Source organism: Pseudomonas sp. CVAP#3, from assembly GCF_018986375.1.
GTDB classification, from domain to species: domain Bacteria; phylum Pseudomonadota; class Gammaproteobacteria; order Pseudomonadales; family Pseudomonadaceae; genus Aquipseudomonas; species Aquipseudomonas helvetica.
In genome coordinates this window covers 106,391-130,898 of the sequence record NZ_JAHMSC010000016.1, presented here as the reverse complement: position 1 = coordinate 130,898, position 24,508 = coordinate 106,391, and the positions used below count along the sequence as shown (strand labels likewise).

The following is a 24,508-nucleotide window of genomic DNA, read 5'->3' as shown; positions in this document are numbered from 1 at the left end:
ACACCCTGCCGTTAAAAAAGCAGGGCGGGTAGGCTTTGGATCTTGACGTAGGACCGGCTAATGGGTGTCCCCTTTGGTTACTAGGGGGCGAGGGGGGGTGTTAGGGCGGGCGAATTCGGCTGAATAGGAGTTGTGGATTGTCCTTGATTTATTATCGGAGTAAATGATGAGGGTTTTAAAGAGTGCGTTCGTTATATTCTCGGTTATATATTCGGTAAGTGCGCTTGCCTGTGATGTCAAAGTAGGCAGCGCATTTCCCTCATTGCCAGTCGAGAACGGGGCAGTGGTTTTTGATGAGGCTCCAATTGAAAAAGATCCAGGGGATACTAGTGCTGATGAACAAATGGGCATTGATGTCAACTTTGTGAGCTGCAGCGATGGCACGAAGAAGCTTATAGGGAAACTGCCGTTTCTTGCTGACACAGGAAAAGTGCGAGCGGCTTTTTTCGCAAGGACTGGGCAGGAAGCCAAGGAGAGTCTTTTTGTAATTCATAGCGTTGAGATTCACTCTGATACAGGTGTTAAGTACTCTGGTGATTACTACACCGTCCATGTTTATCAAAACACAGTGAATGGCTATGTCAGGGATGAGAGGCTTTCTACGTATTTTGGAAATGGTGGGGATATTCTGTCAGATGACTACAAGGATTTTGTCTATGTGTTTCCGTACAAAAGTGAATCGTCAATTATTGAAAAGCTAGCCTCCGCAAGCTACAAAAATTGGTGTATGGGAGCTCCGGTGAATCTTGCTATCAACAAAAAGACCTCGATACACAGCTCTCCTGTGCTGGCAGACGTTACCCGTATGTATCTAGTCGCGGGAGATAAGGTGAAGCAAGAAGGCGTTGAGGCAGGATGGCTATCAATCATGTTCAAAACCCCCAAAGGGAAGGAGATTCGTGGTTGGATTAAATGTGAAAATGCTGATGGTTGTTGACTGAGGACGAGGCCAGGTTTATTTGGGAGGATTGTCCTGTTTTATTTTTATATTTAGGGAAGGATCAGAGTGAAAGGATTTTCAGCGTTATTTGGCGGCTTCCTCGCCCTCTCGACATCACTGTGTTTCGCCGCCGACTTGAAGTTCGAGGACTTCAAGGTTGCCGAGGTGTTTACCGGGCAGAACCATGCGTTGTTGCCGGTTGAAAACAGCAGCCCGCTTTGGGATGAGTACCGGGCGCAGGCCATCACGCGCAAGGTCAATTTTGCCGGGCACTACATCGTGCACACCATGGGTTGTGGTGGCGGGACGGTCTGCGGTGAGGTGCTGGATGCTCGCACAGGTGCGGTGGTCGCGAGCTTGCCGAATGCCTACTACGTGGTCGGAAGGGAAGGTAAAGAAGAGGGCGAACGTGAGGGGGAGTATTTCGTTATTAACTTCAAGCCTGACAGCAACCTGATGATGGTTTTGGGGGTTACCGCCGACACCGAAGTGGATGTGAGCGGCAAGCCGATGGTCAGCGGCAATCGGGTTCGCTATTACGAGTTTACGAACAACGACTTTCGTTTGTTGAAGGTTGAAGGCTCATGAATTTCCGACGTTTGGTTTCCACGGCGAGCTTTTTCATGCCCCTACTTTTTGTGTCCGGCCAAAATCATGCTGCTGTAAACACACCGAGTCGACTGCTGGTGCCTTTTGCATTTGAAGACGCTCAAGCACTTTTGACCACTCTGCATGACGTCAGCGGTAACTGGCGGTGTGGTTACGTGCTCGCTGCTGATCAGAAAGAGCCCCGCCCGGATGCTCGGGTCATGTTGGCGGAGATTGATGAAGAGTTTCTATACATGAATATCGGCGACGGTGTGCTTGAACTCCGTCTAGTCGAGAGAAAAGGGGACGAGTCTGAATATGCCTCTCCCAGAGGCAGTGATCGTTGGGTCACCTTGAAGGTTGTAAAGCGTAGCAGTCCCAGTGAATACGAAACTTCTCACGACCGAGAGGTGCGGGCTGTAGTGCGGGTGGATGATGAAGTGGAAGAGCTGGTTCTGTTCGGAGAGTCATGTGGAGTCTAAGGCACGTTTTTTCTTTTGTTTTACGTTGGCGCTGGCTTCGCTCTCCGCTATGGCGGCCTCAGGAGTCAGTGATGGTTATGTCCAGCGGGACGTGATGCAGTGTGGCGGCGTCGATGTGGAGCTGGTCTCTTCTTGTCGATCTGTTGCGGTTGAGGAGGGCGAATCTCAACCCCTGCCGGTCTGTTCCGACCAGACGATCAACATCAACGGCAAGGTGCTGCGACGTGATGTGGGCAAGGTGTCACAACTGACCACTGACGGGAAAAGCACGCGGATGTTGGCAAACGTTGTGGTGGCCATGGCCTGTATGAAAGGGACAAAGGGCAGCCTGGTGTTCATCGGTGGGTACGGCGGGTGCGGTGCTTGTCCTGAATGGTTTGGTTATTACTCGACGGCGGGAAAGTTGGTCCATTACTCCTACAGCAATAACGTTCGCTCGTTCGGTTCGAAGGGCTCTCGCCGCGAACTGATCGAGGCTTACGGTGTTACTGCGAAGGCGTTGCAAGATCAGAATGCTGATGCGAAAAGGATCACCTATGGGCAGCCGTAATCTCACGCTGCTGTTGACGGGTTTGCTGTGTGGTCTGTTCGTTCGTACTGCGACGGCGGAGGTTGCTTGCCCTTCTACTGACTTCAATGCGTTCCTCACTTCTTTTTCGGAGAGCCCGGCTGTTCAGAAAGCCTTTACTCAGCGACCTCTGCAATTTGTGGCGACGGTAGATGCTGAGCCCGAGCCGCGACAGGAAAAGCGCGCATTGGGAGGAGAGCAGATTAAATTTCCGCTCTTGCCTGATCGCGCCCACCGAGAGGCTGAGGGTCTGGCGTTAAGCGTGAAAGAACTGAGTGGGGATCACGCTACGGCCATATTGAATAAGCCTGATACCGACTACTTGGTTGAGTATCTATTCGTGCGTGGTAAATGCTGGATGCTCAGTGAGGTTTCGGATTTCGCGATTTAGCGAGGCACCGAGGGGCGCGCCAGTGTTGTCGTGCCCCTCGGCAGGCTTACACCTTAACCCGATACTCCACCGGATTCGGCGGGTCGAGGTTGTCCATGGCGCGGTCGATCAGCAGTTGGGCGCCTTCGGCCATGCGGTAGATGGCGAGGGCGACGTTGCGGCGGGAGCCTTCGATTTCGAAGGCGAGGTCGCCGGCGATGGCTTTGATGGAGGCGATGTCTTCAGAGGCATTGGCCAGGAGGCTGTCGGTGTCGACGCCGGGGGCGACGATGAAGAGTTGGCCTTTGCGGGCGTCGGCCAGGTGGATTTTGGGTGGGGGCGTGCCCAGGTGGTGGTCGAGGGCGCGTTCGGCGGCTTCGTGGAGCTTTTTCGAATCGAGGGATTCGTAGGGGGAGGTGGTTGGGTCTTCTGGCGGATTTGGTGATTGTTTGAACATTGGCGTCATTCCGAGATTAAGGAGCTAACACCGTTTCGCTTGCTTCGAAAGAGGTGGCAGCTGTGCATAGGTGTGCAAGACCGGGCTCGGAAACCGGCAGACCCGAAGGCCTCCCACACACAGCCGCCATAACAATTCGCGAGCATAAGAAAACGCTCGATGAATAGCCATCTACGATTGTGTACCAAGCCGGACTTGCACGTCCGTGTCACCGTTTTTTGGTGACAGGGTGAGACTAGCCCTGACTCGCAGGCCGGGATAGTTACCGAACACCGCTACAACTTGAAGGAAATGTCCGAGGAAGTGGGGCTGTGGAGATCGTTCCCACGCTCCCGCGTGGGAATGCATCCTGTGACGCTCTGCGTCACTTCACGAAGTGGACGCGGAGCGTCCATGGCGGCATTCCCACGCAGAGCGTGGGAACGATCAGTGGGGGGATGTGGTGCGCTTTGAAACGTGTGACTTGGTGGTCATCGTGCTTAAAAAGCGCTTCATCTTCTGCCAACGCTGCGCAACGGTGGCGTTCTGGGTTTAAGCCGCTACACTGCGCCAGCGTTCATTTTTCTTTTGGGGCTTGAGCATGAAATTTCGTTTTCTTCTGTGGATGATGGGCTTGTTGATACGCAAGGCCAGTCGGACCAATCCGGCGTTTCAGCAGCAGTTGGGTGATAAGGAGTTGGTGTTCCAGTTGCAGACGCTGGACGGCAAGGTGGCGCGACACTTCGTGGTGAAGGATCAGCGCATTACCAGCAAGTCCGGGGTGTATGCCGATCCTGCATTTGCGATTGCCTTTAAGGATGCGGCTTATGGCTTTGCCACGATGCAGGCGAAGAATAAGCAGTTGGCGTTTATGACCGGGATTCAGGACAAGTCTATTCAGATCAAGGGCAACCCGGCGCTGGTGATGTGGTTCCAGGGGTTGACCAAGTATTTGAAGCCGAGGAAGGCTAAGCCTAAGGCGTGAGGACTGGTAAAGATCAAACCTGTGGCGAGGGAGCTTGCTCCCGCTGGGGCGCGAAGCGGCCCTGAAGCCCGAGACGGTGTTGCTTCAGACACACCGCGTCTGCCGGGTTTGCGGCTGCTGCGCAACCGAGCGGGAGCAAGCTCCCTCGCCACAAGAGTAAGTTGCTGAGCCCTGTCACAAGAGTGAGTTGCTGAGCTCTGTCACAAGAGTGAGTTGCTGAGCCCTGTCACAAGAGTGAGTTGCTGAGCTCTGTCACAAGAGTGAGTTGCTGAGTTCTGACACAAAAGTGTGTCACTGAGCTCTCTCACAAAAGCCCGCCCGACACTGGATTGAGTGTCAGGCGGGTTTTTTTAGGACTGGGTGAACTGCGAGGCCAGTTCGCGCAGCAGGACTTCGGCTTCGAGGACTTTGCTGACGACGTCGTTGGCTTTGTCGCGGGTCAGGCCGAGGCGGTCGAGCAGGGCGTCGGGGATTTCTTCGTCGGGGCCGGAGCCGATGCCACGGCTGCGCAGTAGGCGCACGGCCAGGCAGACGAGGTTCGGGTATTCGGCGTAGTCGCCGTCGTAGCTCGGGTCGTGCTGGAAGCGCAGCGCGGTGGACAGTTCATCCGGCATGTCCCAGTAGCGCATCAGCCACGCGCCGATCTGTTCGCGGCTGATGCCCAGCAGGTGTTGCTCGACAAAGCTGTGGCACAGGTGCGGGTTGACCTCCAGGTGGCGGCAGATCAGCGAGAAGTGTGGCGGGAAGACGTGGGCCAGCAGCAAGTAGCCAAAGTTGTGCAGCAGGCCGGCGAGGTAGGTCAGGCCGGCTTCCGGGCGCTGGGCGCGCGGCATGGCGCGGGTCAGGCCTTCGATGACGGCGGCGGTGTAGATCGATTGGTGCCAGTACGGCGTGGTGTGTTGCGGGTGGTCCTTGGGCAGGCTCAGGGTTTTGCCCAGGGCCAGGCCCAGCGCCAGGTTGATCACCAGATCGAAACCCAGCACGCGGACGATCGCGTCTTCCACTGAACGAATTTTGCCCGGCGACGCGTAGTACGGCGACGCCGCCCAGCTCACCACTTGCGCGGCCAGCGCCGGGTCGGTTTCGACGACGCCGGTGATGTCGTCGATGGTGGCGTTGGGGTCGACCCGCAGCTTGATGATTTTTTGTGCGGTTTCGGCCAGCGGCGGAATCTCGATGGTCGCTTCCAGGCGTTGCTGGATGCGTCGCGCCGTGAAGGCCTGCACCGCTTGGGTGATTTCCTCGCGGTCATCGTCGGGGCGGTCGAGGTTCGGGCGAATGCTGCTCAGGGCTTCGCCGAAGTTCGCGGCGCTGGCCTTGGTCAGCATGCTCTTGAAGTCTTCGCTGGTGATTTCCAGCAGCACGCCTGTCTCACCCGAGTTGATCAGCAACTGCGGTTCGCGCAGCAGGCTTTCTTCATACAGGCACGGCGAGCTGGTGAGCGCCGGCAGGCCGGGCAGAAAGCTCAGGTTGTGTTTGCCGAGCATGCGCTCCAGGCGCTCGGTCGGCAAGGCGGTGAGCCGGCGGCCGGTGAGTTCGGCGAGACGGTTGAGGTCCAGCAACTGGCTCTGCGGGAACAGCACCATGAGCGCGCCGACAGCGTCGTCGACCAACACCGCTTGCACCTTGCGGGCGGGGTTGAGGCCCGGGCGGTCGAGCACTTCGGCGTAGCTGATGCCCAGCTTGCCGAGCAGCAACCGGATAACAGACGGAGCGTGCGGGGCTTCGGGTGCGAGGGCAACTTCGGTCATGGTGTGTGTCCGTTTTCAAACAATTGCAGGAGTATAACCAGCTTGTTTAAAACCATCGCCCAGAAACTGAGACACTGCTCACACTTGGCCGTATTGCTGCCCATGGCGTAGCCAGCGGTCGAGCAACGGGCTGACGTGATGCGGCCAACGCTCCAGCAATGCCTGGGCCGCGTCGCGCACGGCCGGCAGCAGGTCGGCGTCGCGCATCAGGTCGGCGACCTTGAATTGCAGCAGACCGGTTTGCCGGGTGCCGAGCATTTCGCCGGGGCCGCGCAGCTCGAGGTCTTTCTCGGCGATCACGAAACCGTCGTTGGTTTCACGCATGATACCGAGGCGTTGCCGACCGATCTGCGACAGCGGCGGATGGTAGAGCAGCACGCAGTGACTGGCGGCGCTGCCCCGACCGACGCGACCGCGTAACTGGTGCAGTTGCGCCAGGCCCAGGCGTTCGGGGTTTTCGATGATCATCAGGCTGGCGTTGGGCACGTCGACGCCGACTTCGATCACCGTGGTCGCCACCAGCAACTGCAACGCGCCGGCCTTGAACTGGGCCATGACGTCGGCTTTCTCGGCGGGTTTCATGCGCCCGTGAATCAGGCCGACCTTCAGCTCGCCGAGGGCGGCGGTGAGGTCTTCATAGGTGGTTTCGGCGGCCTGGCAGGTGAGCTCTTCCGACTCTTCGATCAGCGTGCACACCCAATACGCCTGCCGCCCTTCGGCGCACGCGGCGCGCACACGCTCGATGACTTCAACCCGGCGCGTGTCGGTGACCAGCACGGTGTTGACCGGGGTTCGGCCGGGCGGCAGTTCGTCGAGGATCGAGGTGTCGAGGTCGGCGTAGGCGCTCATCGCCAAGGTTCGCGGAATCGGTGTGGCGGTCATGATCAACTGGTGCGGGCACATCCGCCCACCCACGCCTTTCTGCCGCAGCGCCAGCCGTTGCTGGACGCCGAAGCGGTGTTGTTCGTCGATGATCACCAGCGCGAGGTTCTTGAACTGTACTTCGTCCTGGAACAAGGCGTGAGTACCGACCACCATCGGCGTGCCGCTGGCGATTTGCTCCAGCGCGGCGACGCGGTTCTTGCCCTTGAGCTTGCCAGCCAGCCAGGCGACTTCCAGGCCCAGCGGTTCGAGCCAGCGCTTGAAGGTGATGAAGTGCTGTTCGGCGAGGATTTCGGTAGGCGCCATCAGCGCCACTTGATAACCGGCTTCCAGTGCTTGCAAGGCGGCGAGGGCGGCGACCACGGTTTTACCGGCGCCGACGTCGCCCTGGATCAGCCGCAGCATCGGCTCGTGCTGGCTCATGTCGTAGGCGATTTCATTGCCCACCCGTTGCTGCGCACCGGTCGGCGGGAAGCCGAGGTTGGCCAGGTATTGGGCCGGCAGCCGGGTGGCTTTGGGCATGGCCGGCGCCCGCAGCGCGCGCATGCTTTCACGCAGGCGTTGCTGCGACAGCTGGTGGGTCAGCAGTTCTTCGAAAGCCAGACGGTGCTGCGCCCAGTGATGACCGAGGGCGAGCTCGTCGACATCGGCATCGGCGGGCGGGTGATGCAGGTAGCGAATCGCATCGGCCAGTGGCGCCAGTTGGTAGTCCCGTGCCAGTTCTTGCGGCAGCCAGTCAGGCAGGCTGCTGGGGCCGAGCAGGGTCAGGGTTTGCATGCACAGTTGGCGCAGACGCTGTTGGGTCAGGCCTTCGGTGAGCGGGTAGACCGGCGTCAGGGTTTCATCCACCGGCGGCGGTTCGTCGCCGGTGATGGCGCGGTATTCCGGGTGGTAGATTTCCAGCCCCGACGCACCGGGCCGGGCCTCGCCGTAGCAACGCACGCGGGTGCCGCGTTTCAGGCCTTCCTTTTGCGCGTTGCTGAAATGGTAGAAGCGCAGGCTGAGCCCGCCGGTGCCGTCCTGCAGGCGCACGACCAGGCTGCGGCGCCGGCCCATGACCACGTCGGCGCCGCTGACGGTGCCTTCGATCACCGCGTCCTGGCCCGGCCGCAAGTGGCCGATCGGCACCACGCGGGTGCGATCCTGATAACGCAGCGGCAGGTGGAACAGTACGTCCTGAAGGTTTTCCAGGCCGACCTTGGCGAGTTTTTCGGCCATGGCTTCGCCGACACCCTTGAGTGCCGTGACCGACACTTGCGACAGCTCAGCCATTGCTACTGCTTACCCCGCAACCGCTGGCGGCTTGGCCACCGAGCACAGGCGGATCGAGTCCGCGAGGATTTCAATCGCTTTCGGCCGCGGGAAGCTGGCGCGCCAGGCGATGGCCACGGTGCGGAACGGCACTGGCGGCGACAGTGGGCGCACTTCGAGCACGCCGGGCGAGTAGTGGTGACTGTCGACGGCCGAGAGCGGCAGGATCGAGATGCCCAGGCCGGAGGCGACCATGTGCCGAATGGTTTCCAGCGAGCTGGATTCGACCGTGGTGTGCTTGGCGCCGTCGTTGCCTTTGGCCAGGGTCGGGCAGGCTTCCAGCACCTGATCGCGGAAGCAATGACCTTCGCCGAGCAGCAGCAGGCTCTTGTCGTTGAGCAGGCTGGCGTCGATGGATTCTTTTTCGGTCCACGGGTGCTGGGCCGGCATCAGGACGTAGAACGGTTCGTCGTAGAGTTGCAGGGTCAGCACGTCGGCTTCGTTGAACGGCAAGGCGATGATGATCGCGTCGAGCTCGCCGTTGCGCAGTTTGTCGCGCAGCACGTGGGTGAAGTTTTCTTCGATGTACAACGGCATCTGCGGGGCGACCCGGTGCAGTTGTGGAATCAGGTGTGGGAACAGGTACGGGCCGACGGTGTAGATCGCGCCGACTTTCAGCGGGGCGGTCAGCTGGTTTTTGCCGGCCTGGGCCAGTTCGCGAATGCCTTGGGCCTGTTCGAGGACTTTCTGGGCCTGGGCGACGATGCCTTCGCCAACCGGGGTCAGGCGCACCGCGCTTTTGCTGCGCTCGAAAATCAGCACACCGAGTTCGTCTTCAAGTTTTTTCACGCCCACCGACAAGGTCGGCTGGCTGACGTGGCAACGCTCGGCCGCGTGGCCGAAATGCTGCTCTTGGGCGAGGGTGACGATGTAGCGTAATTCTGTGAGGGTCATAGCGGGCGTCCATGATGATGCGGCCAAGCATACCGGCTGCAATCGATAGACGCACGTTATCAGACAGAGGGCGGAGAGCGACACTGGGCAATGCATGTTTGGCGCTGGCAGGTATGCAAAAGGCACCTTTCGGTGCCTTTCTGGTGAATCATCGGGCCCGCTAATTTATGAAACTGGCGAGCTCCGCTTTTGTGGCGAGGGGGCTTGTCGGAACGCCGCATCGCCCCGCTGGGCCGCGAAGCGACCCAAAAACCTGCAACGGTATTTAATCAGGAATACCTCGTTGGCTGTTTTTACGACTGCTGCGCAGCCGAACGGGGGCAAGCCCCCTCGCCACAGGGTTTTGCGTTTGTGCTTAGCGTTGGCGTTTTTCCAGCGAGTACACGAACGGTGCGACGATTTCGATCGAGCCGTTCTTCAGCATGTCGGCCGGTGGCTTGGGCAGTGGCTGGGCACGGCGGATCATTTCCAGGGTGGCCCGGTCCAGATCGGCGTTGCCGGAACGACCGACCAGTTCGTAAGACAGCACGTTGCCTTCAGCGTCGACCACGAAGCGCAGACGGTTCAAGCCTTCCTTGCCACGCGACTGGGCGGCCGGCGGGTACTTCTTGTACTTGGCCAGGTGCGCCAGCAGTGTGCCTTGCCAACTTTCCTTGGCCGCAGACTGCGCCAACGTTGGGCCTGGGGCAGGTTGCGCGGATTTCTCCGTCGGAGCGTTGGTCGGCGGTGTATCGCTGGGTTTTTCCTCGACCGGTTTTTCTTTCGGCGGCTCGGGCTTTTTCTCCACTGGCTTGGGCGGTTGAGGCTTGGGTTTGGGTTTGACCGGCTTGGGCACCGAGATCGTCGGCTTTGGCGCTTCCGCGAGTTTCGGCAGCGGCAGCTCTTCGACCGGGGTCGGTGGTTGCGGTGGCGTCACGACCTTGGGCGGTGCCGGTGGTGGCGGTGCCGGAACCGGCGCCAACTCGACCATCATCGCCATCGGCGGCAGCTCGACCGGCGGCGAGGATTTCCAGTTGAGCGCGAGCAGAATCGCGACCGCATGGACGCCCAGCACCACGACCAGGCTAGCGCCGTAACGCGTCAGCTTTTGGCGCGTCGTGATCATTTCTTGGCTGCCGTCTCAAGTCCGACCAGGCCGACTTTCAGGTAGCCGGCGGCCCGCAGGGCGTCCATCACGTGCATCAGGTCGCCGTAGTCCACGCCTTTATCGGCCTGGAAGAAGATGGTCGTGTCCTTCTTGCCGTGGGTTCGCGCATCGAGGGTCGCGCCGAGGGTTTCGGCTTTGACTTCGTCTTCGCCCAAGTACAGGCGCTGGTCGGCCTTGACGCTGAGGAACACTGGTTTCTCTGGCCGCGGCGCCGGTTTGGCGGTCGAGGCAGGGAGGTCAACCTTGATGTCCACGGTGGCCAGCGGGGCGGCCACCATGAAGATGATCAGCAGTACCAGCATCACGTCGATGAACGGCGTGACGTTGATTTCGTGGTTCTCGGCGAGATCGTCGTCCGCGCCTTCCTTTAAATGCAAGCCCATGGCGGATTACCCTACTTTGACCATGTGCGGTTGCGAGGAAGTGCGCTCGGCCGGCAGGTGATCGAGGTCGCGGCTGACCAGCAGCAGGACTTGCGCCGAAGCATCGGAAACCTGAGCCTTGTAACCGGCGATGGAGCGTGCGAAGACGTTGTAGATCACGACCGCAGGAATCGCCGCCACCAGGCCCAGTGCGGTGGCCAGCAGGGCTTCGGCGATGCCGGGAGCAACGACGGCGAGGTTGGTGGTCTGGGTTTTGGCGATGCCGATGAAGCTGTTCATGATGCCCCAGACGGTGCCGAACAGGCCGACGAACGGCGCAGTAGAACCGATGGTGGCCAGCACGCCGGTACCGCTGCTCATGTTGCGGCCACAAGCTGCCACCAGACGCTCAAGACGGAAACTGACGCGTTCCTTGATGCCTTCTTTTTCACGGCTATTGGCCGACAGGCGCATTTCTTCCAGGGCATCGTGGACCAGCAGGTTGGCGAGGGTGCCTTCCTTGGCCGCGCTGACGCTGGCTTCTTTAAGGGTGGTGGCTTTTTTCAGGTTGGCGATTTCGCCGCGCAGACGACGTTTGGCGCCCAGCAACTCAAGGCCCTTGGCGATCCAGATAGTCCAGGTGATGATCGAGGCGATGGCCAGACCGATCATCACGATTTTCACGATGATGTCGGCGTTCTGGTACATGCCCCACGGCGACAGGTCATGGGCCATGCCCAGGGAGTTGTCGGCTTCGAGGACTTCGGGTGCGTCAGCGGCAGCGTCTTCAGTGGCCAGTGCCGGGTTGGTGGCGACAGGCGTCACGACCGGGGCAGCATGATCAGCAGCGGCTGGCGCGGATGCTGTTGCAGCCGGTGCGGTGGCGGTGGGCTCGACGGCGAAGGTAGCGGTCGGGGCCAGCAGCAGGCTGAACAGCAGCGCGGCGACCGCGCTCAGGGCGCGAGTGGGACGAGCAAGCGCGGTTGGCGAAGCGGAGAGTGAATTACGTGTCATGCTGGCCGGACCTAAGAGAAGAAGAGGGTTTAATGTCCTTCCAGGCCTCGTGGGCCGAGAACAAAAGTGGCGGGCATTATTGCAAGTAATTCTTGTTAACAAAAGTAATAGAGTCTCTTTTTTTCTTTGATTACTAGCCGCGTGTCCAATCCCAAGGCTAGCCTGTACCTTTCTGATGGGAGAATTTTGATGTCCGCGCCTTCTGTTTTGATCGCCGGTTGTGGCGATGTCGGCGGCCGTCTGGCCACTCAACTATTGGCCTCGGGGTGGGAGGTTCATGGCTTGCGGCGTGACATCTCGCGCTTGCCCGAGGGCGTTATTGGCGTTGCCGGCGACTTGTTCAATGAAGACTGCCCGGCGACCTGGCCCGTCGGTGCGGTGGATTACCTGGTGTATTGCGCGGCCGCCACCGATCACGATGAGGCCGGTTACCGCGCCGCTTATGTCCAGGGTTTGCAGCATGTGCTGGAATGGCTGAACGACTACGGCCAGGCACCGAAGCGCTTGCTGTTTGTCTCCAGCAGCAGCGTGTATGGGCAGCAGAACGGTGAATGGATCGATGAAACGTCGCCGACTCAAGCGGCCGGCTATTCCGGGCGAGTGATGCTGGAAGCCGAGCAGATGGCATTAAACAGTGGCATTCCTGCGAGTCTGGTGCGCCTGACCGGGATTTACGGCCCGGACCGTGAGTGGCTGTTGAGCCAGGTGCGGCAGGGCTATCGCGTCGCGGTTGATCCACCGCTGTACGCCAACCGGATTCATGTGGATGACGCGGCGGGGTTGTTGGCGTTCCTGTTGCTGCGTGCCGAGCGTGACGAGGCGCTGGATGACTGCTATATCGGCGTCGACGACGCGCCCGCGCCGTTGGCGGAGGTGGTGGGCTGGTTGCGCGAGTACCTCGGGGTGACCGAATGGTCGGAGGATGCCAGCGTGCGCCGCACGGGCAGCAAGCGTTGCAGCAACGCCCGCGCTAAAGCGTTGGGCTGGACGCCGCGTTATCCGAGCTTTCGTGAAGGGTATGCAGCGATTCTTGAAGGTCGCAGCTGACCTTCAAGCACCCCAAAACAACTGTGGGAGATTCTATGGTTGAGGGCTTCCCCTCAACCATAGAATCTCCCACATTGGATCTTCGTTGCAGTTAAAGCAGGATCACTGTTTTTCCAGTGTCCACTGGCGATTGCCAGGGGTGAACGAAGGTACTTCGTCCGCCTGGGCGCCATTGACTGCCTGGAAGATCTCCATCTGTTTGCCGTTGCGGGTGAAGATCCACGGGTTGCCTTGGCCGCTCAGTTGCAGCCAGACGGTGTCGTGGCCGCCGCTCATGGAGGCGCAGTCGCCCGCCAGGCACAGCGCGTAACGGTCAGCACCGGGCAGGCCTTGAACGGCGCCATCGGCCTGGAACTGCACGGTGCTGCCTTCGCCAGGACCGTTGACAATCTTCCAGCTACCGCCCAGATAGGCTGAGTACAGCGCACGCTCGAAGCTGGCACCAATCGGCGCGCCTTCGGGGGCGATGTCTTTGGCGCGGTCAAACAGTTGCTCGGGCTCGTTGTCGTTGGCCACTTGGTGCAACTGTTTGCCGTCGCGCTTCAATTCGGTGGCAGCGCTGCCATAAAACTCGACTTTCCAGGCATCGGATTTCTCGCCGAGCATTTTGCCTTCGACGTTCTCGAAGCCGTTTGTGTATCGCGCCTGGCCGGCCTTGGTGTTGACGTCCCACTCGAGGTTCGGGCCATAGGCTTGCAGTGCTTCGCGCAGCGGGCCGCCCTTGGCCGCCGCATTGATTGCCGACTGGTTGATCCAGGTGCCACTGATGTCGCGATCGGCAGGGTTGCTGGCACAGCCACCGAGAAACACCGCGAGCAACGAGAGAGCTAGCGCTTTGCGCATGAGGAGATCCTTACAGAACGAAGTCGGCGCAGCCTGGAAGGCTGCGCCGTGCGTATTACTCGATGACCAGGATGGCATCCATTTCAACCTGCGAACCCTTTGGCAGGGCGGCCACGCCGATGGCGGCGCGCGCTGGGTAAGGCTGGTCGAAGTATTTGCCCATGATCTCGTTGACCTTGGCGAAGTGGCTCAGGTCGGTGAGGAAGATGTTCAGTTTGACGATGTCCTTGAACGAACCGCCAGCGGCTTCAGCCACGGCTTTCAGGTTCTCGAACACCTGGACGGTCTGGGCTTCGAAGCCTTCGACCAGTTCCATGGTTTTTGGATCGAGCGGGATCTGGCCGGACATGTAGACAGTGTTGCCAGCCTTGATCGCCTGGGAGTAAGTACCGATGGCGGCCGGGGCCTTGTCGCTGGTGATAACAGTCTTGGTCATGTATGACTCCTTGTAATGGGGTGCTGGATGGACGAGCTAGGCACGCATGCGGGTGATGCGAATCACCCCGGTCAGGGCGCGCAGTTTCTTGATCACGCGGGCCAGGTGTACACGGTCGTGCACGCTGACCACCAGTTGGACCACGCTGATACGACCGTCGCGTTCGTCCATGCTGATTTTTTCGATGTTGCCGTCCGCAGCGTTGACGCTGCTGGCCAGCAAGGCAATCAGGCCGCGCTGGTGTTCCAGCTCGACGCGCAGTTCGACATTGAATTCGCCGGTGACATCCTTGGCCCACGAGAGCTGGATGCATTTTTCCGGGTTGTGGCGGATTTCGCTGATGTTGCGGCAGTTGTCCAGGTGCACGACCATGCCTTTGCCAGCAGACAGGTGGCCGACAATCGGGTCGCCCGGGATCGGCGTGCAGCACTTGGCGTAACTGAGCACCAGGCCTTCGGTGCCGCGAATCGCCAGCGGACCTTCCGGGCTTGGTAGCTGTTCGCCTTCGCCGAGCAGGCGGCGGGCGACGACGTAGGCCATGCGGTTGCCCAGGCCAATGTCTTCGAGCAGGTCTTCGATCAGTTCGAGGCGGTATTCGTTGAGCATCGCCTTGATGCGCTCGGCCGGGACTTTTTCCAGCGAACTGTCGAAGCCGTTGAGTACCTTGTTCAGCAGGCGTTCGCCGAGGCTGATGGACTCGGAGCGGCGCTGCAGTTTCAGTGCGTGACGAATGTGCGTGCGGGCCTTGCCGGTGACCACGAAGTTGAGCCAGGCCGGGTTCGGCCGTGCGCCCGGAGCACTGACGATCTCGACCGTCGAGCCGCTTTGCAGCGGTTCGGACAGTGGCGCCAGGCGACGGTTGATCCGGCAGGCGATGCAGCTGTTGCCGACGTCGGTGTGCACTGCGTAAGCGAAGTCGACCGCCGTGGAGCCTTTTGGCAGCTCCATGATCCGGCCTTTTGGCGTGAACACGTAGACCTCGTCCGGGAACAGGTCGATCTTCACGCTTTCAATGAATTCCAGCGAGTTGCCGGCGCGTTGCTGCATTTCCAGCACGCCCTTGACCCACTGGCGGGCGCGGGCGTGAGTGCCTTTTGGTTGCTCGTCGCCGCTGGATTTGTACAGCCAATGAGCGGCGATGCCGTTATTGGCCATCTCTTCCATTTCACGGGTGCGGATCTGGATTTCGATCGGTACGCCGTGCATGCCGAAGAGCGTGGTGTGCAGCGACTGATAGCCGTTGGCCTTGGGAATTGCGATGTAATCCTTGAAGCGCCCCGGCAACGGTTTGTACAAATTATGCACAGCCCCCAACACGCGGTAGCAGGTATCGACCTTGTCGACGATGATCCGGAACGCGTAGACGTCCATGATCTCGTTGAAGGCCCGACGCTTGCCGCGCATTTTCGTGTAGATGCCGTAGAGGTGTTTCTGGCGACCGCTGACCTCGCCCTGAATGCCGTCGATGGCCAGGCAGTGGCTGAGGGATTCTTCGATCTTGTTGACGATTTCCTTGCGGTTGCCCCGGGCGCGTTTGACCGCCTGGTAGATCCGCGCGGAACGCATCGGGTGCATGGCCTTGAAGCCCAGGTCTTCGAATTCTACGCGGATGGCGTGCATGCCCAGCCGGTTGGCGATGGGCGCGTAGATTTCCAGGGTTTCCTTGGCGATCCGCCGGCGCTTTTCACCGGACAGGACTTCCAGCGTGCGCATGTTGTGCAGGCGGTCGGCCAGTTTGACCAGGATCACGCGAATGTCGCGCGCCATGGCCATGGCCATTTTCTGGAAGTTTTCGGCTTGGGCTTCGGCTTTGGTCTCGAAGTTCATCTGGGTCAGTTTGCTGACCCCGTCGACCAGTTCGGCCACGGTTTCGCCAAACTGCGCAGAGAGCGCTTCCTTGGCAATACCAGTGTCTTCGATCACGTCATGCAGCATCGCGGCCATCAAACTCTGATGGTCCATGTGCATGTCGGCAAGAATGTTCGCGACCGCTAACGGGTGCGTGACGTACGCCTCGCCGCTGCGGCGGCGCTGGCCATCGTGGGCTTGTTCGGCGTAGAAGTACGCTCGGCGGACCAGGTTGACCTGGTCAGTGCCGAGGTAGGTCGATAAGCGTTCGGCGAGGGCGTCTATGCTCGGCATGATAACTCCTGCCGATGGCTGTGACCCCGCGCCGTACTACGTCGACCAGGCATGGGCTTAGACGGCCTCGTTGGACTCGTCCTCGAACGCTGCGAACAGCGGTTCGTCTTCGACGATTTCAGCATTGGCGATGAACTCGTAGCTCATCAGGCCTTCAGCGATTTCACGCAGGGCCACAACGGTAGGTTTGTCGTTTTCCCACTGGACCAGAGGCTCTTTGCCGCCGGTGGCCAGTTGACGGGCACGCTTGGTAGAGAGCATGACCAGCTCAAAGCGGTTTTCCACGTGTTCTAGGCAGTCTTCAACGGTTACGCGGGCCATGGTATTCCTCGGAGCGAATGCAATATGCGCGCTGCCCGGTTGGGCGAGCGGACTCAACAGTTTAAAAAATCACCAGCGATTAGGGAAGCGCTGATTTTTTAACCAAGCCCTTCAACGCGCCGCAAGTGCCAATGTAAAGCCCTTGCAGCGGTTTTGGGAAGAGCTGATTCAGCCCAGCAATTCAGCGAGCAATTTGCCCGAACGCTGTTGCTGGCGCTTTTGATGCAGCTGATTGGCGCGGAAAATCGCCTTCAGATCGTCCAGTGCATGGGCGAAATCGTCGTTGATGATCAGGTAATCATAGTCGACGTAGTGGCTCATTTCGCTGACCGCTTCGCGCATCCGGCCTTCAATGATCTCGTCACTGTCCTGGCCACGGTTGGTCAGGCGTTGGCGCAGCGCTTGCTGACTCGGCGGCAAAATGAAGATCGAACGCGCCTGTGGCATCAACTTGCGCACTTGCTCGGCGCCTTGCCAGTCGATTTCCAGAATCAGGTCGTGACCTTCATCCAGAGTTTGCTGCAGATGGCTTTGCGAGGTGCCATAAAGATTGCCGAAGACTTCGGCGCGCTCCAGGAAATCGCCGTGTTCGCTCATCTTCACGAACTCTTCGCGTGCGACGAAGTGATAGTTAACGCCGTTCACTTCGCCCGGACGCATGGCGCGGGTGGTGTGGGACACGGAAACGCGAATCGTCGAATCGGCGTCGATCAGCGCCTTGACGAGGCTGGTCTTGCCGGCGCCCGAAGGCGCGGAAATGATGTAGAGAGTGCCGGTGCTGTGGGTCATGTCGGGGTAGCCTTACTCAATGTTCTGCACTTGTTCGCGCATCTGCTCGATCAACACTTTGAGGTTGACCGCAGCCTGGGTGCTGCGCGGGTCGAAGGCTTTGGAGCCCAGTGTATTGGCTTCGCGGTTGAGCTCCTGCATCAGGAAGTCGAGGCGCCGACCGGCAGCGCCGCCGGACTTGAGCACGCGGCGAACTTCGATGATGTGGGTGCTCAGGCGGTCCAGTTCTTCGGCGACGTCGCTTTTTTGCGCGAGCATGACCATTTCCTGTTCCAGGCGCTGCGGGTCGAGCTCGGCCTTCATGTCGGCAAAGCGGTCGAGCACCTTCTGACGCTGGGTGGCGAGCATCTGCGGAACCAGTTCGCGCAGGGTCACCACGTCTTCTTCAATCGACGTCAGGCGTTCGTTGATCAGTCGGGCCAGCTCCGCACCTTCGCGCTCGCGGCCGGCCTTGAGTTCCTTGAGGCCTTCATTGAACAGGGCCAGCGCCTCGGCGTTGAGCGCTTGCGGGTCGCTGGCGTCGGCGACCAGCACGCCAGGCCAGGCCAGCACTTCCAGCGGGTTGAGGGCCGCCGGGTTCTTGATCAGGCTGGCGACGGTTTCAGCGGCGGCGACCAGTTGCGCGGCGCGTTCACGATCGACCTGCAGCGGTTTGCCGGTGGTTTCTTCGGTGAAACGCAGGGTGCATTCGAGCTTGCCGCGCGACAGGCCCTGACGCAGCGCTTCGCGCACATTGCCTTCGAGGTCGCGAAAGGACTCTGGCAGGCGCAGGTGCGGTTCCAGGTAGCGGCTGTTGACCGAGCGCAGCTCCCAGCTCAGGGTGCCCTGGCTGCCGGCTTTTTCGACGCGGGCGAAGGCGGTCATGCTGTGCACCATGGAGGTACCTCGCGATTCAGGCCGGTGCCGAACCCTGCGGGCTCAACGGACCTGAGTAGATGAATTAAAGCCCACAGGCTGTAAAGGCGCAGGATTGTAGCGCAGTGCGGCGGATGCTCCCAAATGGCGCGTGTGACAAAGCGCTGCAGGTCGTCGCAGAGCGCGGTTCAGAGCCCTCGCTCGTCGCCCGGGTTTTTTAGAAGTGCCCAGGCGCGCCCGGTCGCCCTATAATGCTCGGCAGATTTCCGTCCTCCGTACAGGTGTTCCTCTATGAAACGTCCAAGTGGTCGCGCTGCCGATCAGCTCCGCTCGATCCGCATTACCCGCAACTACACCAAACACGCCGAGGGATCTGTACTGGTCGAGTTCGGTGATACCAAGGTGATCTGCACCGTCAGCGTCGAAAACGGGGTGCCGCGCTTCCTCAAGGGTCAGGGCCAAGGCTGGCTGACCGCTGAATACGGCATGCTGCCGCGCGCCACTGGCGAGCGTAACCAGCGTGAAGCGAGCCGTGGCAAGCAAGGCGGTCGCACCCTGGAAATCCAGCGTCTGATCGGTCGTTCCCTGCGCGCTGCGCTGGACATGTCCAAGCTGGGCGACGTGACCTTGTACGTCGACTGCGACGTGATTCAGGCCGACGGCGGTACGCGTACTGCCTCGATCACTGGCGCCATGGTTGCGCTGGTCGACGCCTTGAAAGTGATCAAGAAGCGCGGCGGCCTGAAAGGCGGTGACCCGCTCAAGCAGATGATTGCTGCTGTGTCCGTGGGCATGTACCAGGGCGAGCCAGTGCTGGATCTGGACTACCTGGAAGACTCGGCTGCCGAGACCGACCTGAACGTGGTGATGACCAGCACCGGTGGTTTCATTGAAGTGCAGGGCACCGCTGAAGGCGCGCCGTTCCAGCCTGAAGAGCTGAACGCAATGCTGGAGCTGGCGAAAAAAGGCATGAAGGAGATCTTCGAGCTGCAGAACGCCGCGTTGGCCGACTGAGTACTCGAACTCATTCCAGGATAAGGAGAGCGCCATGAATGACGACCAGCTACCCGCACCCGCACCGAGCCAGGAAGTCAGGCAATGGGCGATGTTCTGTCATTTGTCGGCGTTTCTCGGCTACTGGTTTCCGTTCGGCAGCCTGATCGGGCCGCTGATCCTGTGGCAGATGAAGCGCGAGCAGGACCCCTTCATCGACGCGCAGGGCAAGGAAGCGCTGAATTTCCAGATCACCGTGGCGGTGGCGGCCACGATCTGTATTCCGCTGATGTTCCTATTGATCGGCATCCCGCTGTTCGGCTTGCTGGTGATCGCTGCGGTGGTGCTGACCATCATTGGCGGCGTCAAGGCGAATGAGGGCGTGGCTTACCGCTACCCCTTCACCTGGCGGCCGATCAAATAAGCGCTTTAAACCACGCCACAAAACCTAATGCGGGAGCGAGCAAGCCCGCTCCCACACTAGAAAATCAGTGGACACAAAAAAGCCGACATCTCTGTCGGCTTTTTTGTAGCTGCGAAAAAACGCTTAGATCGTCAGCGTCCAGTCGTAGTCCACGATCAACGGCGCGTGTTGCGAGAACCGCGGCTGACGTGGCAAGCGAGCGCTGCGTACAAAGCGGCGCAGGCCCGGGGTCAGCAGCTGGTAGTCGAAACGCCAGCCCAGGTTGAGCATCTCGGCCTGTTCGTTGTCTGGCCACCAGCTGTACTGATCGCCTTCACGGCTGACTTCGCGCAGGGCGTCGACATACCCCATGTTGCCGACGATCTCGTCCATCCAGGCACGCTCTGGCGCCAGGAAGCCCGGGGATTGCTGGCTGTCGCGCCAGTTCTTGATATCCAGCTTCTGTTGCGCCACGTACAGCGAGCCACAATAAATGTACTCGCGACGTTTGCGTCGCTGTTTATCCAGATAACGGGCGAAATCGTCCATTAGCTTGAACTTCTGGTTCAAGTCTTCATCGCCGTTCTGCCCCGAAGGGAGCAGCAAGGTCGCGATGCTGACCTTGTCGAAATCGGCTTGCAGGTAGCGCCCGTAGCGGTCGGCCGTCTCAAAGCCGAGACCGCTGATGACAGCCTTCGGTTGCAACCGCGAGTACAAAGCCACGCCACCTTGGGCGGGAACTTCGGCATCGCAGGCATAAAGGAAGTAGCCATCCAGTTGGAAGGCTGGATCGTCCAGTTCAAAGGCGGAGGCGCGGGTGTCCTGCAGGCAGATGACGTCGGCATTCTGTGCCTGCAGCCAACTGAGCAAACCACGCTCGACTGCAGCCTGAATACCATTGACGTTCACACTGATGATCCGCATAAATGGCCCCAAAAATCGCGTGCGTGTATGATACACGGCGTCTACCTAATTAGCTAAATCCGTGGTATTTGGGGTTTTTTTCATGCAAGCGTATCAGCGCGACTTCATTCGTTTTGCCATCGATCGCGGCGTTTTGCGCTTCGGCGAGTTCACCCTGAAGTCCGGGCGTACCAGTCCTTACTTCTTCAATGCTGGCCTTTTCAACTCGGGCTCTGCGCTGGCGCAGCTGGGTCGTTTCTACGCGGCAGCCATCGTTGAGAGCGGCATCGCATTCGACGTGCTGTTTGGCCCTGCGTACAAAGGCATTCCTTTGGCGGCGACCACCGCCGTGGCATTGGCCGAGCACCATGACCGCGATCTGCCATGGTGCTTCAATCGCAAGGAAGCCAAGGCCCACGGCGAAGGCGGCAGCCTGGTCGGCGCGCCATTGACCGGCGACGTGCTGATCATCGACGACGTGATCACCGCCGGTACCGCAATCCGTGAAGTGATGCAGATCATCGCTGCTCAGGAAGGCGCCAAGGCGGCCGGCGTGCTGATCGCGCTGAACCGTCAGGAGCGCGGCAACGGTGAATTGTCGGCAATCCAGGAAGTGGAGCGTGACTTCGGTATCCCGGTGATCAGCATTGTTTCGCTGAATCAGGTGCTGGAATTCCTTGCCGACGATCCACAGCTCAAGCAGCATTTGCCGGCGGTTGAAGCCTACCGCGCGCAGTTCGGCGTCTAACCACAACCCTTATGGGGGCGGGCTTGTGTGGCGAGGGAGCTTGCTCCTGCTGGGCTGCGTAGCAGACCCAAGGATTTTGTGAGCGCTGCGCACTCAAGCGGGAGCAAGCTCCCTCGCCACAAAATGCTGTCCTATTGAGATCGCAGGCAAAAAAAGACCCCGCTCAGCCAGACTGAGCGGGGTCTTTTTATGTGTGTTGCTTACGGACGCTTGCGATTACTGATCAAGGTGCCCACACCGGTGTCGGTGAAGATTTCCAGCAGAATCGCATTCGGTACCCGGCCATCGATGATCAGCGAGCTGCCGACGCCGCCCTGTACGGCTTCCAGCGCGCAACGGATCTTCGGCAGCATGCCACCGTAGATGGTGCCGTCGGCGATCAGTTCGTCGACCTGCTGGGTGCTCAGGCCGGTCAGGACCGTGCCGGATTTGTCCATCAGGCCGGCAATGTTGGTCAGCAGCATCAGCTTTTCAGCTTTCAGTGCTTCAGCGACCTTGCCGGCTACCAGGTCGGCGTTGATGTTGTACGACTCGCCATTGGCGCCGACACCGATGGGCGCGATCACCGGGATGAAATCGCCTTTGACCAGCAGGTTCAGCAGGTCGGTGTTGATCCCGACCACTTCACCGACCTGGCCGATGTCGATGATTTCCGGTTGGGTCATCTCCGGTGTCTGACGGGTGACGGTGAGCTTCTTCGCACGAATCAGCTCGGCGTCTTTGCCGGTCAGACCGATGGCGCTGCCGCCGTGGCGGTTGATCAGGTTGACGATGTCTTTGTTCACCTGGCCACCGAGGACCATTTCCACCACGTCCATGGTTTGGGCGTCAGTGACGCGCATGCCGTCGATGAAGTGGCTTTCGATCGACAGGCGCTTGAGCAGGTCGCCGATTTGCGGGCCGCCGCCGTGAACCACCACCGGGTTGATGCCCACGGCCTTCATCAGCACGATGTCGCGGGCAAAGCCGGTTTTCAGCTCCTCGCTTTCCATCGCGTTGCCGCCGTATTTGATCACCAGGGTCTTGCCGACATAGCGGCGAATGTAAGGCAGCGCTTCGGACAGGACCTTGGCGGTGTTGGCGGCGGCTTCGCGTTCGATGGTCATTCGGGGCTCCGGCACTTCAATAAAAGGCGCTTCAAAAAATCAAAATGGTAGTTGGAGGTCAGGTGCAACACGTTTCAGTTGGGTGTGGAACACGTCCTTGATGCGCTGCAGTTCGGCCTCGTTATCGGCCTCGAAACGCAGGACCAGCACCGGTGTGGTGTTGGACGCGCGAACCAGGCCCCAGCCTTTGGCATAGTCGACTCGCACACCGTCGATGGTGGTCAATTCGGCGCCTTCACCCCAACGGGCATCGTGCAGTGCATCAATGATGCTGAATTTGCTCTCTTCGGTCACATGGATATTGATTTCTGGCGTAGAAATATCGTTCGGGAAGGTCTCGAACAACTCTTGCGCAGTGGATTTTTCCTTGCTGAGGATCTCCAGCAGCCGCGCGGCGCTGTAAATGCCGTCGTCGAAACCGAACCAGCGCTCCTTGAAGAAGATGTGCCCGCTCATTTCGCCTGCGAGCAGGGCGCCGGTTTGTTTCATCTTCTTCTTGATCAACGAATGACCGGTTTTCCACATGAGCGGGCGACCGCCATATTCCTTGATCAGCGGGGTCAGGCGACGGGTGCATTTGACGTCGAAGATAATCTCGGCGTTCGGGTTGCGTGCAACCACATCCTTGGCGAACAGCATCAGCAGGCGGTCCGGGAAAACGATGTCGCCGGTATTGGTCACCACGCCGACGCGGTCGCCGTCACCGTCGAAGGCCAGGCCCAGGTCGGCCTTGGTTTCCTTGACCTTGGCGATCAGGTCCACCAGGTTCTCGGGTTTGCCCGGGTCTGGGTGGTGGTTCGGGAAGTTGCCATCGACGTCGCAGAACAGCGGGATGACTTCGCAGTTCAGCGCTTCGATCAACTGAGGCGCGATAACGCCGGCGGCACCGTTGCCGCAGTCGACCACGACTTTCAGGCGTCGGGCGAGTTTGATGTCCTGGACGATTTCGGCGGTGTAGCGGTCGAGGATCTCGACTTTGGTGATGCTGCCCTTGCCGCTGCTCAGGTTGTTGGTTTTCAGGCGGTCATGCAGGGCCTGGATCTGTTCGTTGGCCAGGGTGTCGCCAGCGATGACGATTTTGAAGCCGTTGTAGTTCGAGGGGTTGTGGCTGCCGGTGAGCATTACGCCAGACTTGCCGGCCAGTACGTTGGCCGCGTAATAGAGCGCCGGGGTTGGCACCAGGCCGACGTCGCTGACGTGGCAGCCGCTGTCGTACAGGCCCTGAATCAGTTGTTCCACCAGTTCCGGGCCGGAAAGGCGACCATCACGGCCGACAGAAACATTCGGCTCATCCTGGGCCAGGCTTTGGGCACCGATGGCGCGACCGAGCCAGTAAGCCGTTTCAGCGTTCAGAAATTCCGGAACGGTGCCACGAATATCGTAGGCGCGGAAAATGCTGTCGGGGAACTTGGGGGCGACGCGGGTTGGGGTGCTCATCTGTGGAAATGCTCCATCTCGAAAGTGGCTGGGCTTGCATGCGAATCATTCGTCGGCAGGCTCAAACTGGAAGTTATGACGGCGTTTTCCGCAGAGAGTTCGTGGTGCGAAAGGGCCATGACACTCATGAAAACCGGCTCATGCCTTGATTTTCGCGGTGAACCTTGCAGGTGAGACTGCATAAACATTGTGGCGAGGGAGCTTGCTCCCGCTTGGGTGCGTAGCGCCCATAAAGTCTCGGGGCCGCTACGCAGCCCAGCGGGAGCAAGCTCCCTCGCCACAGAGGATCTCCATCGTATCAGTGGCTGCCGGAATGACCGAAGCCACCGGTGCCGCGCTGGGTTTCGACGAACTCTTCCACCATCTCGAAGTGCGCCTGAACCACCGGCACCAGCACCAGTTGGGCAAGGCGTTCACCCACCACGATGTTGAAGTCGGTCTGGCCGCGGTTCCAGCAGGAAACCATTAGCGGGCCCTGGTAATCGGAGTCGATCAGCCCGACCAGATTGCCCAGCACGATGCCGTGCTTATGGCCCAGGCCCGAGCGCGGCAGGATCAGTGCGGCGAGGCCCGGGTCGCCGATGTACACCGACAGGCCGGTCGGGATCAGCAGGGTTTCACCCGGCTTGATGACGGTGTCCTGTTCCAGCATCGCCCGCAGGTCGAGGCCGGCGGAGCCTGGCGTGGCGTACTGCGGCAGCGGGAATTCGCGGCCAATGCGTGGGTCGAGGATCTTGGCTTGTAAAGCGTGCATG

26 protein-coding genes and 1 pseudogene are annotated in these 24,508 nt (G+C 60.0%); 10 read left to right on the top strand and 17 right to left on the bottom strand.

The window, feature by feature from the left end; genetic code table 11:
• Nucleotides 1–166 precede the first annotated feature (166 nt).
• The 5 genes from KRR23_RS22995 (at nt 167) to KRR23_RS22975 (ending at nt 2,969) form a co-directional block, all read left to right on the top strand.
• Nucleotides 167–937: a hypothetical protein gene (locus KRR23_RS22995; RefSeq protein WP_216744376.1), complete on the top strand. Its 771-nt coding sequence runs from the start codon at nt 167–169 to the stop codon at nt 935–937.
• Nucleotides 938–1,006: 69 nt separating this feature from the next.
• Nucleotides 1,007–1,528, top strand: a complete 522-nt coding sequence (locus tag KRR23_RS22990; protein ID WP_216744375.1) for a hypothetical protein — start codon at nt 1,007–1,009, stop codon at nt 1,526–1,528.
• Nucleotides 1,525–2,010 (top strand): hypothetical protein, encoded by a 486-nt coding sequence (locus tag KRR23_RS22985; RefSeq protein WP_216744374.1) that lies wholly within the window; start codon nt 1,525–1,527, stop codon nt 2,008–2,010. Before KRR23_RS22990 ends, KRR23_RS22985 begins: the two co-directional genes overlap by 4 nt.
• The gene (locus tag KRR23_RS22980) at nt 1,961–2,560 is read left to right on the top strand and encodes a hypothetical protein (protein ID WP_253912220.1); all 600 of its coding nucleotides are present in this window, start codon (nt 1,961–1,963) and stop codon (nt 2,558–2,560) included. Before KRR23_RS22985 ends, KRR23_RS22980 begins: the two co-directional genes overlap by 50 nt.
• Complete coding sequence (locus tag KRR23_RS22975; RefSeq protein WP_216744373.1) at nt 2,547–2,969, top strand: hypothetical protein; 423 nt, start codon at nt 2,547–2,549, stop codon at nt 2,967–2,969. Before KRR23_RS22980 ends, KRR23_RS22975 begins: the two co-directional genes overlap by 14 nt.
• Nucleotides 2,970–3,015: 46 nt before the next feature.
• Here the strand turns inward: KRR23_RS22975 and KRR23_RS22970 are convergent, their stop codons facing one another.
• Nucleotides 3,016–3,405 (bottom strand): DUF6124 family protein, encoded by a 390-nt coding sequence (locus KRR23_RS22970; RefSeq protein WP_216744372.1) that lies wholly within the window; start codon nt 3,403–3,405, stop codon nt 3,016–3,018.
• 580 nt (nt 3,406–3,985) lie between these two features.
• Here KRR23_RS22970 and KRR23_RS22965 point away from each other — a divergent pair.
• Nucleotides 3,986–4,369, top strand: a complete 384-nt coding sequence (locus KRR23_RS22965; protein ID WP_216744371.1) for an SCP2 sterol-binding domain-containing protein — start codon at nt 3,986–3,988, stop codon at nt 4,367–4,369.
• A 350-nt stretch (nt 4,370–4,719) separates the two neighbouring features.
• Here the strand turns inward: KRR23_RS22965 and KRR23_RS22960 are convergent, their stop codons facing one another.
• The 6 genes from KRR23_RS22960 to exbB form a co-directional block, all read right to left on the bottom strand.
• On the bottom strand, nt 4,720–6,120 hold the full coding sequence (locus KRR23_RS22960) for an aminoacyl-tRNA deacylase and HDOD domain-containing protein (RefSeq protein WP_216744370.1): 1,401 nt from the start codon (nt 6,118–6,120) through the stop codon (nt 4,720–4,722).
• Nucleotides 6,121–6,198: 78 nt separating this feature from the next.
• Nucleotides 6,199–8,274: an ATP-dependent DNA helicase RecG gene (recG, locus tag KRR23_RS22955; RefSeq protein WP_054594659.1), complete on the bottom strand. Its 2,076-nt coding sequence runs from the start codon at nt 8,272–8,274 to the stop codon at nt 6,199–6,201.
• 9 nt (nt 8,275–8,283) lie between these two features.
• Nucleotides 8,284–9,207, bottom strand: coding sequence for a hydrogen peroxide-inducible genes activator (locus KRR23_RS22950; protein WP_054594658.1), 924 nt, complete (start codon nt 9,205–9,207; stop codon nt 8,284–8,286).
• 355 nt (nt 9,208–9,562) lie between these two features.
• A complete protein-coding gene (locus KRR23_RS22945; protein WP_216744369.1) occupies nt 9,563–10,312 on the bottom strand; it encodes an energy transducer TonB in 750 nt (249 codons plus the stop codon).
• Nucleotides 10,309–10,737: a TonB system transport protein ExbD gene (gene exbD / locus KRR23_RS22940; protein ID WP_216744368.1), complete on the bottom strand. Its 429-nt coding sequence runs from the start codon at nt 10,735–10,737 to the stop codon at nt 10,309–10,311. The genes KRR23_RS22945 and exbD overlap by 4 nt, the downstream gene beginning before the upstream one ends.
• Nucleotides 10,738–10,743: 6 nt before the next feature.
• Complete coding sequence (gene exbB, locus KRR23_RS22935; protein ID WP_216744367.1) at nt 10,744–11,730, bottom strand: tonB-system energizer ExbB; 987 nt, start codon at nt 11,728–11,730, stop codon at nt 10,744–10,746.
• 189 nt (nt 11,731–11,919) lie between these two features.
• On the opposite strand from exbB, the gene KRR23_RS22930 reads away from it, so the two are divergent.
• On the top strand, nt 11,920–12,777 hold the full coding sequence (locus KRR23_RS22930; RefSeq protein WP_216744366.1) for an NAD-dependent epimerase/dehydratase family protein: 858 nt from the start codon (nt 11,920–11,922) through the stop codon (nt 12,775–12,777).
• Nucleotides 12,778–12,879: 102 nt separating this feature from the next.
• Here the strand turns inward: KRR23_RS22930 and KRR23_RS22925 are convergent, their stop codons facing one another.
• The 6 genes from KRR23_RS22925 to KRR23_RS22900 all read right to left on the bottom strand — a co-directional run bounded on the left by KRR23_RS22925 (nt 12,880) and on the right by KRR23_RS22900 (nt 18,184).
• The gene (locus KRR23_RS22925) at nt 12,880–13,620 is read right to left on the bottom strand and encodes a hypothetical protein (protein WP_054594653.1); all 741 of its coding nucleotides are present in this window, start codon (nt 13,618–13,620) and stop codon (nt 12,880–12,882) included.
• A 55-nt stretch (nt 13,621–13,675) separates the two neighbouring features.
• Nucleotides 13,676–14,056: a RidA family protein gene (locus tag KRR23_RS22920; protein ID WP_003229509.1), complete on the bottom strand. Its 381-nt coding sequence runs from the start codon at nt 14,054–14,056 to the stop codon at nt 13,676–13,678.
• A 36-nt stretch (nt 14,057–14,092) separates the two neighbouring features.
• Entirely contained in the window at nt 14,093–16,198 is a 2,106-nt protein-coding gene (gene spoT / locus KRR23_RS22915) for a bifunctional GTP diphosphokinase/guanosine-3',5'-bis pyrophosphate 3'-pyrophosphohydrolase (RefSeq protein WP_019694280.1), read from the bottom strand.
• A gap of 57 nt (nt 16,199–16,255) precedes the next feature.
• Nucleotides 16,256–16,519: a DNA-directed RNA polymerase subunit omega gene (rpoZ, locus tag KRR23_RS22910; protein ID WP_003177259.1), complete on the bottom strand. Its 264-nt coding sequence runs from the start codon at nt 16,517–16,519 to the stop codon at nt 16,256–16,258.
• Nucleotides 16,520–16,687: 168 nt separating this feature from the next.
• Nucleotides 16,688–17,308, bottom strand: coding sequence for a guanylate kinase (gmk, locus tag KRR23_RS22905; protein WP_216744365.1), 621 nt, complete (start codon nt 17,306–17,308; stop codon nt 16,688–16,690).
• A 12-nt stretch (nt 17,309–17,320) separates the two neighbouring features.
• The gene (locus tag KRR23_RS22900) at nt 17,321–18,184 is read right to left on the bottom strand and encodes a YicC/YloC family endoribonuclease (protein WP_216744364.1); all 864 of its coding nucleotides are present in this window, start codon (nt 18,182–18,184) and stop codon (nt 17,321–17,323) included.
• A gap of 270 nt (nt 18,185–18,454) precedes the next feature.
• On the opposite strand from KRR23_RS22900, the gene rph reads away from it, so the two are divergent.
• Both rph and KRR23_RS22890 read left to right on the top strand, forming a co-directional pair.
• Nucleotides 18,455–19,177, top strand: a complete 723-nt coding sequence (rph, locus tag KRR23_RS22895) for a ribonuclease PH (RefSeq protein ID WP_216744363.1) — start codon at nt 18,455–18,457, stop codon at nt 19,175–19,177.
• 34 nt (nt 19,178–19,211) lie between these two features.
• Nucleotides 19,212–19,580 carry a DUF4870 domain-containing protein gene (locus tag KRR23_RS22890; protein ID WP_103314728.1) on the top strand — a complete coding sequence of 123 codons (369 nt, stop codon included), beginning with the start codon at nt 19,212–19,214 and terminating at the stop codon, nt 19,578–19,580.
• A 123-nt stretch (nt 19,581–19,703) separates the two neighbouring features.
• Here the strand turns inward: KRR23_RS22890 and KRR23_RS22885 are convergent, their stop codons facing one another.
• Nucleotides 19,704–20,483 (bottom strand): exodeoxyribonuclease III, encoded by a 780-nt coding sequence (locus tag KRR23_RS22885; RefSeq protein WP_003176915.1) that lies wholly within the window; start codon nt 20,481–20,483, stop codon nt 19,704–19,706.
• 82 nt (nt 20,484–20,565) lie between these two features.
• On the opposite strand from KRR23_RS22885, the gene pyrE reads away from it, so the two are divergent.
• On the top strand, nt 20,566–21,210 hold the full coding sequence (pyrE, locus tag KRR23_RS22880) for an orotate phosphoribosyltransferase (RefSeq protein WP_216744362.1): 645 nt from the start codon (nt 20,566–20,568) through the stop codon (nt 21,208–21,210).
• Nucleotides 21,211–21,410: 200 nt separating this feature from the next.
• On the opposite strand, the gene argB is transcribed toward pyrE, so the two are convergent.
• The 3 genes and pseudogenes from argB to dut all read right to left on the bottom strand — a co-directional run bounded on the left by argB (nt 21,411) and on the right by dut (nt 24,507).
• Complete coding sequence (argB, locus tag KRR23_RS22875; RefSeq protein ID WP_054594649.1) at nt 21,411–22,316, bottom strand: acetylglutamate kinase; 906 nt, start codon at nt 22,314–22,316, stop codon at nt 21,411–21,413.
• A gap of 39 nt (nt 22,317–22,355) precedes the next feature.
• Nucleotides 22,356–23,732 (bottom strand): annotated as a pseudogene (locus tag KRR23_RS22870) (phosphomannomutase/phosphoglucomutase); the annotation flags it as partial.
• Between the two features lie 319 nt (nt 23,733–24,051).
• Complete coding sequence (dut, locus tag KRR23_RS22865; protein ID WP_216744360.1) at nt 24,052–24,507, bottom strand: dUTP diphosphatase; 456 nt, start codon at nt 24,505–24,507, stop codon at nt 24,052–24,054.
• Nucleotide 24,508 lies beyond the last annotated feature (1 nt).

Coding starts and splice junctions, on each gene's coding strand:
- KRR23_RS22995 (WP_216744376.1), top strand. CDS start 167: ATGAGGGTTTTAAAGAGTGCGTTCGTTATATTCTCGGTTATATATTCG.
- KRR23_RS22985 (WP_216744374.1), top strand. CDS start 1,525: ATGAATTTCCGACGTTTGGTTTCCACGGCGAGCTTTTTCATGCCCCTA.
- KRR23_RS22980 (WP_253912220.1), top strand. CDS start 1,961: ATGATGAAGTGGAAGAGCTGGTTCTGTTCGGAGAGTCATGTGGAGTCT.
- KRR23_RS22975 (WP_216744373.1), top strand. CDS start 2,547: ATGGGCAGCCGTAATCTCACGCTGCTGTTGACGGGTTTGCTGTGTGGT.
- KRR23_RS22970 (WP_216744372.1), bottom strand. CDS start 3,405: ATGTTCAAACAATCACCAAATCCGCCAGAAGACCCAACCACCTCCCCC.
- KRR23_RS22965 (WP_216744371.1), top strand. CDS start 3,986: ATGAAATTTCGTTTTCTTCTGTGGATGATGGGCTTGTTGATACGCAAG.
- KRR23_RS22960 (WP_216744370.1), bottom strand. CDS start 6,120: ATGACCGAAGTTGCCCTCGCACCCGAAGCCCCGCACGCTCCGTCTGTT.
- recG (WP_054594659.1), bottom strand. CDS start 8,274: ATGGCTGAGCTGTCGCAAGTGTCGGTCACGGCACTCAAGGGTGTCGGC.
- KRR23_RS22950 (WP_054594658.1), bottom strand. CDS start 9,207: ATGACCCTCACAGAATTACGCTACATCGTCACCCTCGCCCAAGAGCAG.
- KRR23_RS22945 (WP_216744369.1), bottom strand. CDS start 10,312: ATGATCACGACGCGCCAAAAGCTGACGCGTTACGGCGCTAGCCTGGTC.
- exbD (WP_216744368.1), bottom strand. CDS start 10,737: ATGGGCTTGCATTTAAAGGAAGGCGCGGACGACGATCTCGCCGAGAAC.
- exbB (WP_216744367.1), bottom strand. CDS start 11,730: ATGACACGTAATTCACTCTCCGCTTCGCCAACCGCGCTTGCTCGTCCC.
- KRR23_RS22930 (WP_216744366.1), top strand. CDS start 11,920: ATGTCCGCGCCTTCTGTTTTGATCGCCGGTTGTGGCGATGTCGGCGGC.
- KRR23_RS22925 (WP_054594653.1), bottom strand. CDS start 13,620: ATGCGCAAAGCGCTAGCTCTCTCGTTGCTCGCGGTGTTTCTCGGTGGC.
- KRR23_RS22920 (WP_003229509.1), bottom strand. CDS start 14,056: ATGACCAAGACTGTTATCACCAGCGACAAGGCCCCGGCCGCCATCGGT.
- spoT (WP_019694280.1), bottom strand. CDS start 16,198: ATGCCGAGCATAGACGCCCTCGCCGAACGCTTATCGACCTACCTCGGC.
- rpoZ (WP_003177259.1), bottom strand. CDS start 16,519: ATGGCCCGCGTAACCGTTGAAGACTGCCTAGAACACGTGGAAAACCGC.
- gmk (WP_216744365.1), bottom strand. CDS start 17,308: ATGACCCACAGCACCGGCACTCTCTACATCATTTCCGCGCCTTCGGGC.
- KRR23_RS22900 (WP_216744364.1), bottom strand. CDS start 18,184: ATGGTGCACAGCATGACCGCCTTCGCCCGCGTCGAAAAAGCCGGCAGC.
- rph (WP_216744363.1), top strand. CDS start 18,455: ATGAAACGTCCAAGTGGTCGCGCTGCCGATCAGCTCCGCTCGATCCGC.
- KRR23_RS22890 (WP_103314728.1), top strand. CDS start 19,212: ATGAATGACGACCAGCTACCCGCACCCGCACCGAGCCAGGAAGTCAGG.
- KRR23_RS22885 (WP_003176915.1), bottom strand. CDS start 20,483: ATGCGGATCATCAGTGTGAACGTCAATGGTATTCAGGCTGCAGTCGAG.
- pyrE (WP_216744362.1), top strand. CDS start 20,566: ATGCAAGCGTATCAGCGCGACTTCATTCGTTTTGCCATCGATCGCGGC.
- argB (WP_054594649.1), bottom strand. CDS start 22,316: ATGACCATCGAACGCGAAGCCGCCGCCAACACCGCCAAGGTCCTGTCC.
- dut (WP_216744360.1), bottom strand. CDS start 24,507: ATGCACGCTTTACAAGCCAAGATCCTCGACCCACGCATTGGCCGCGAA.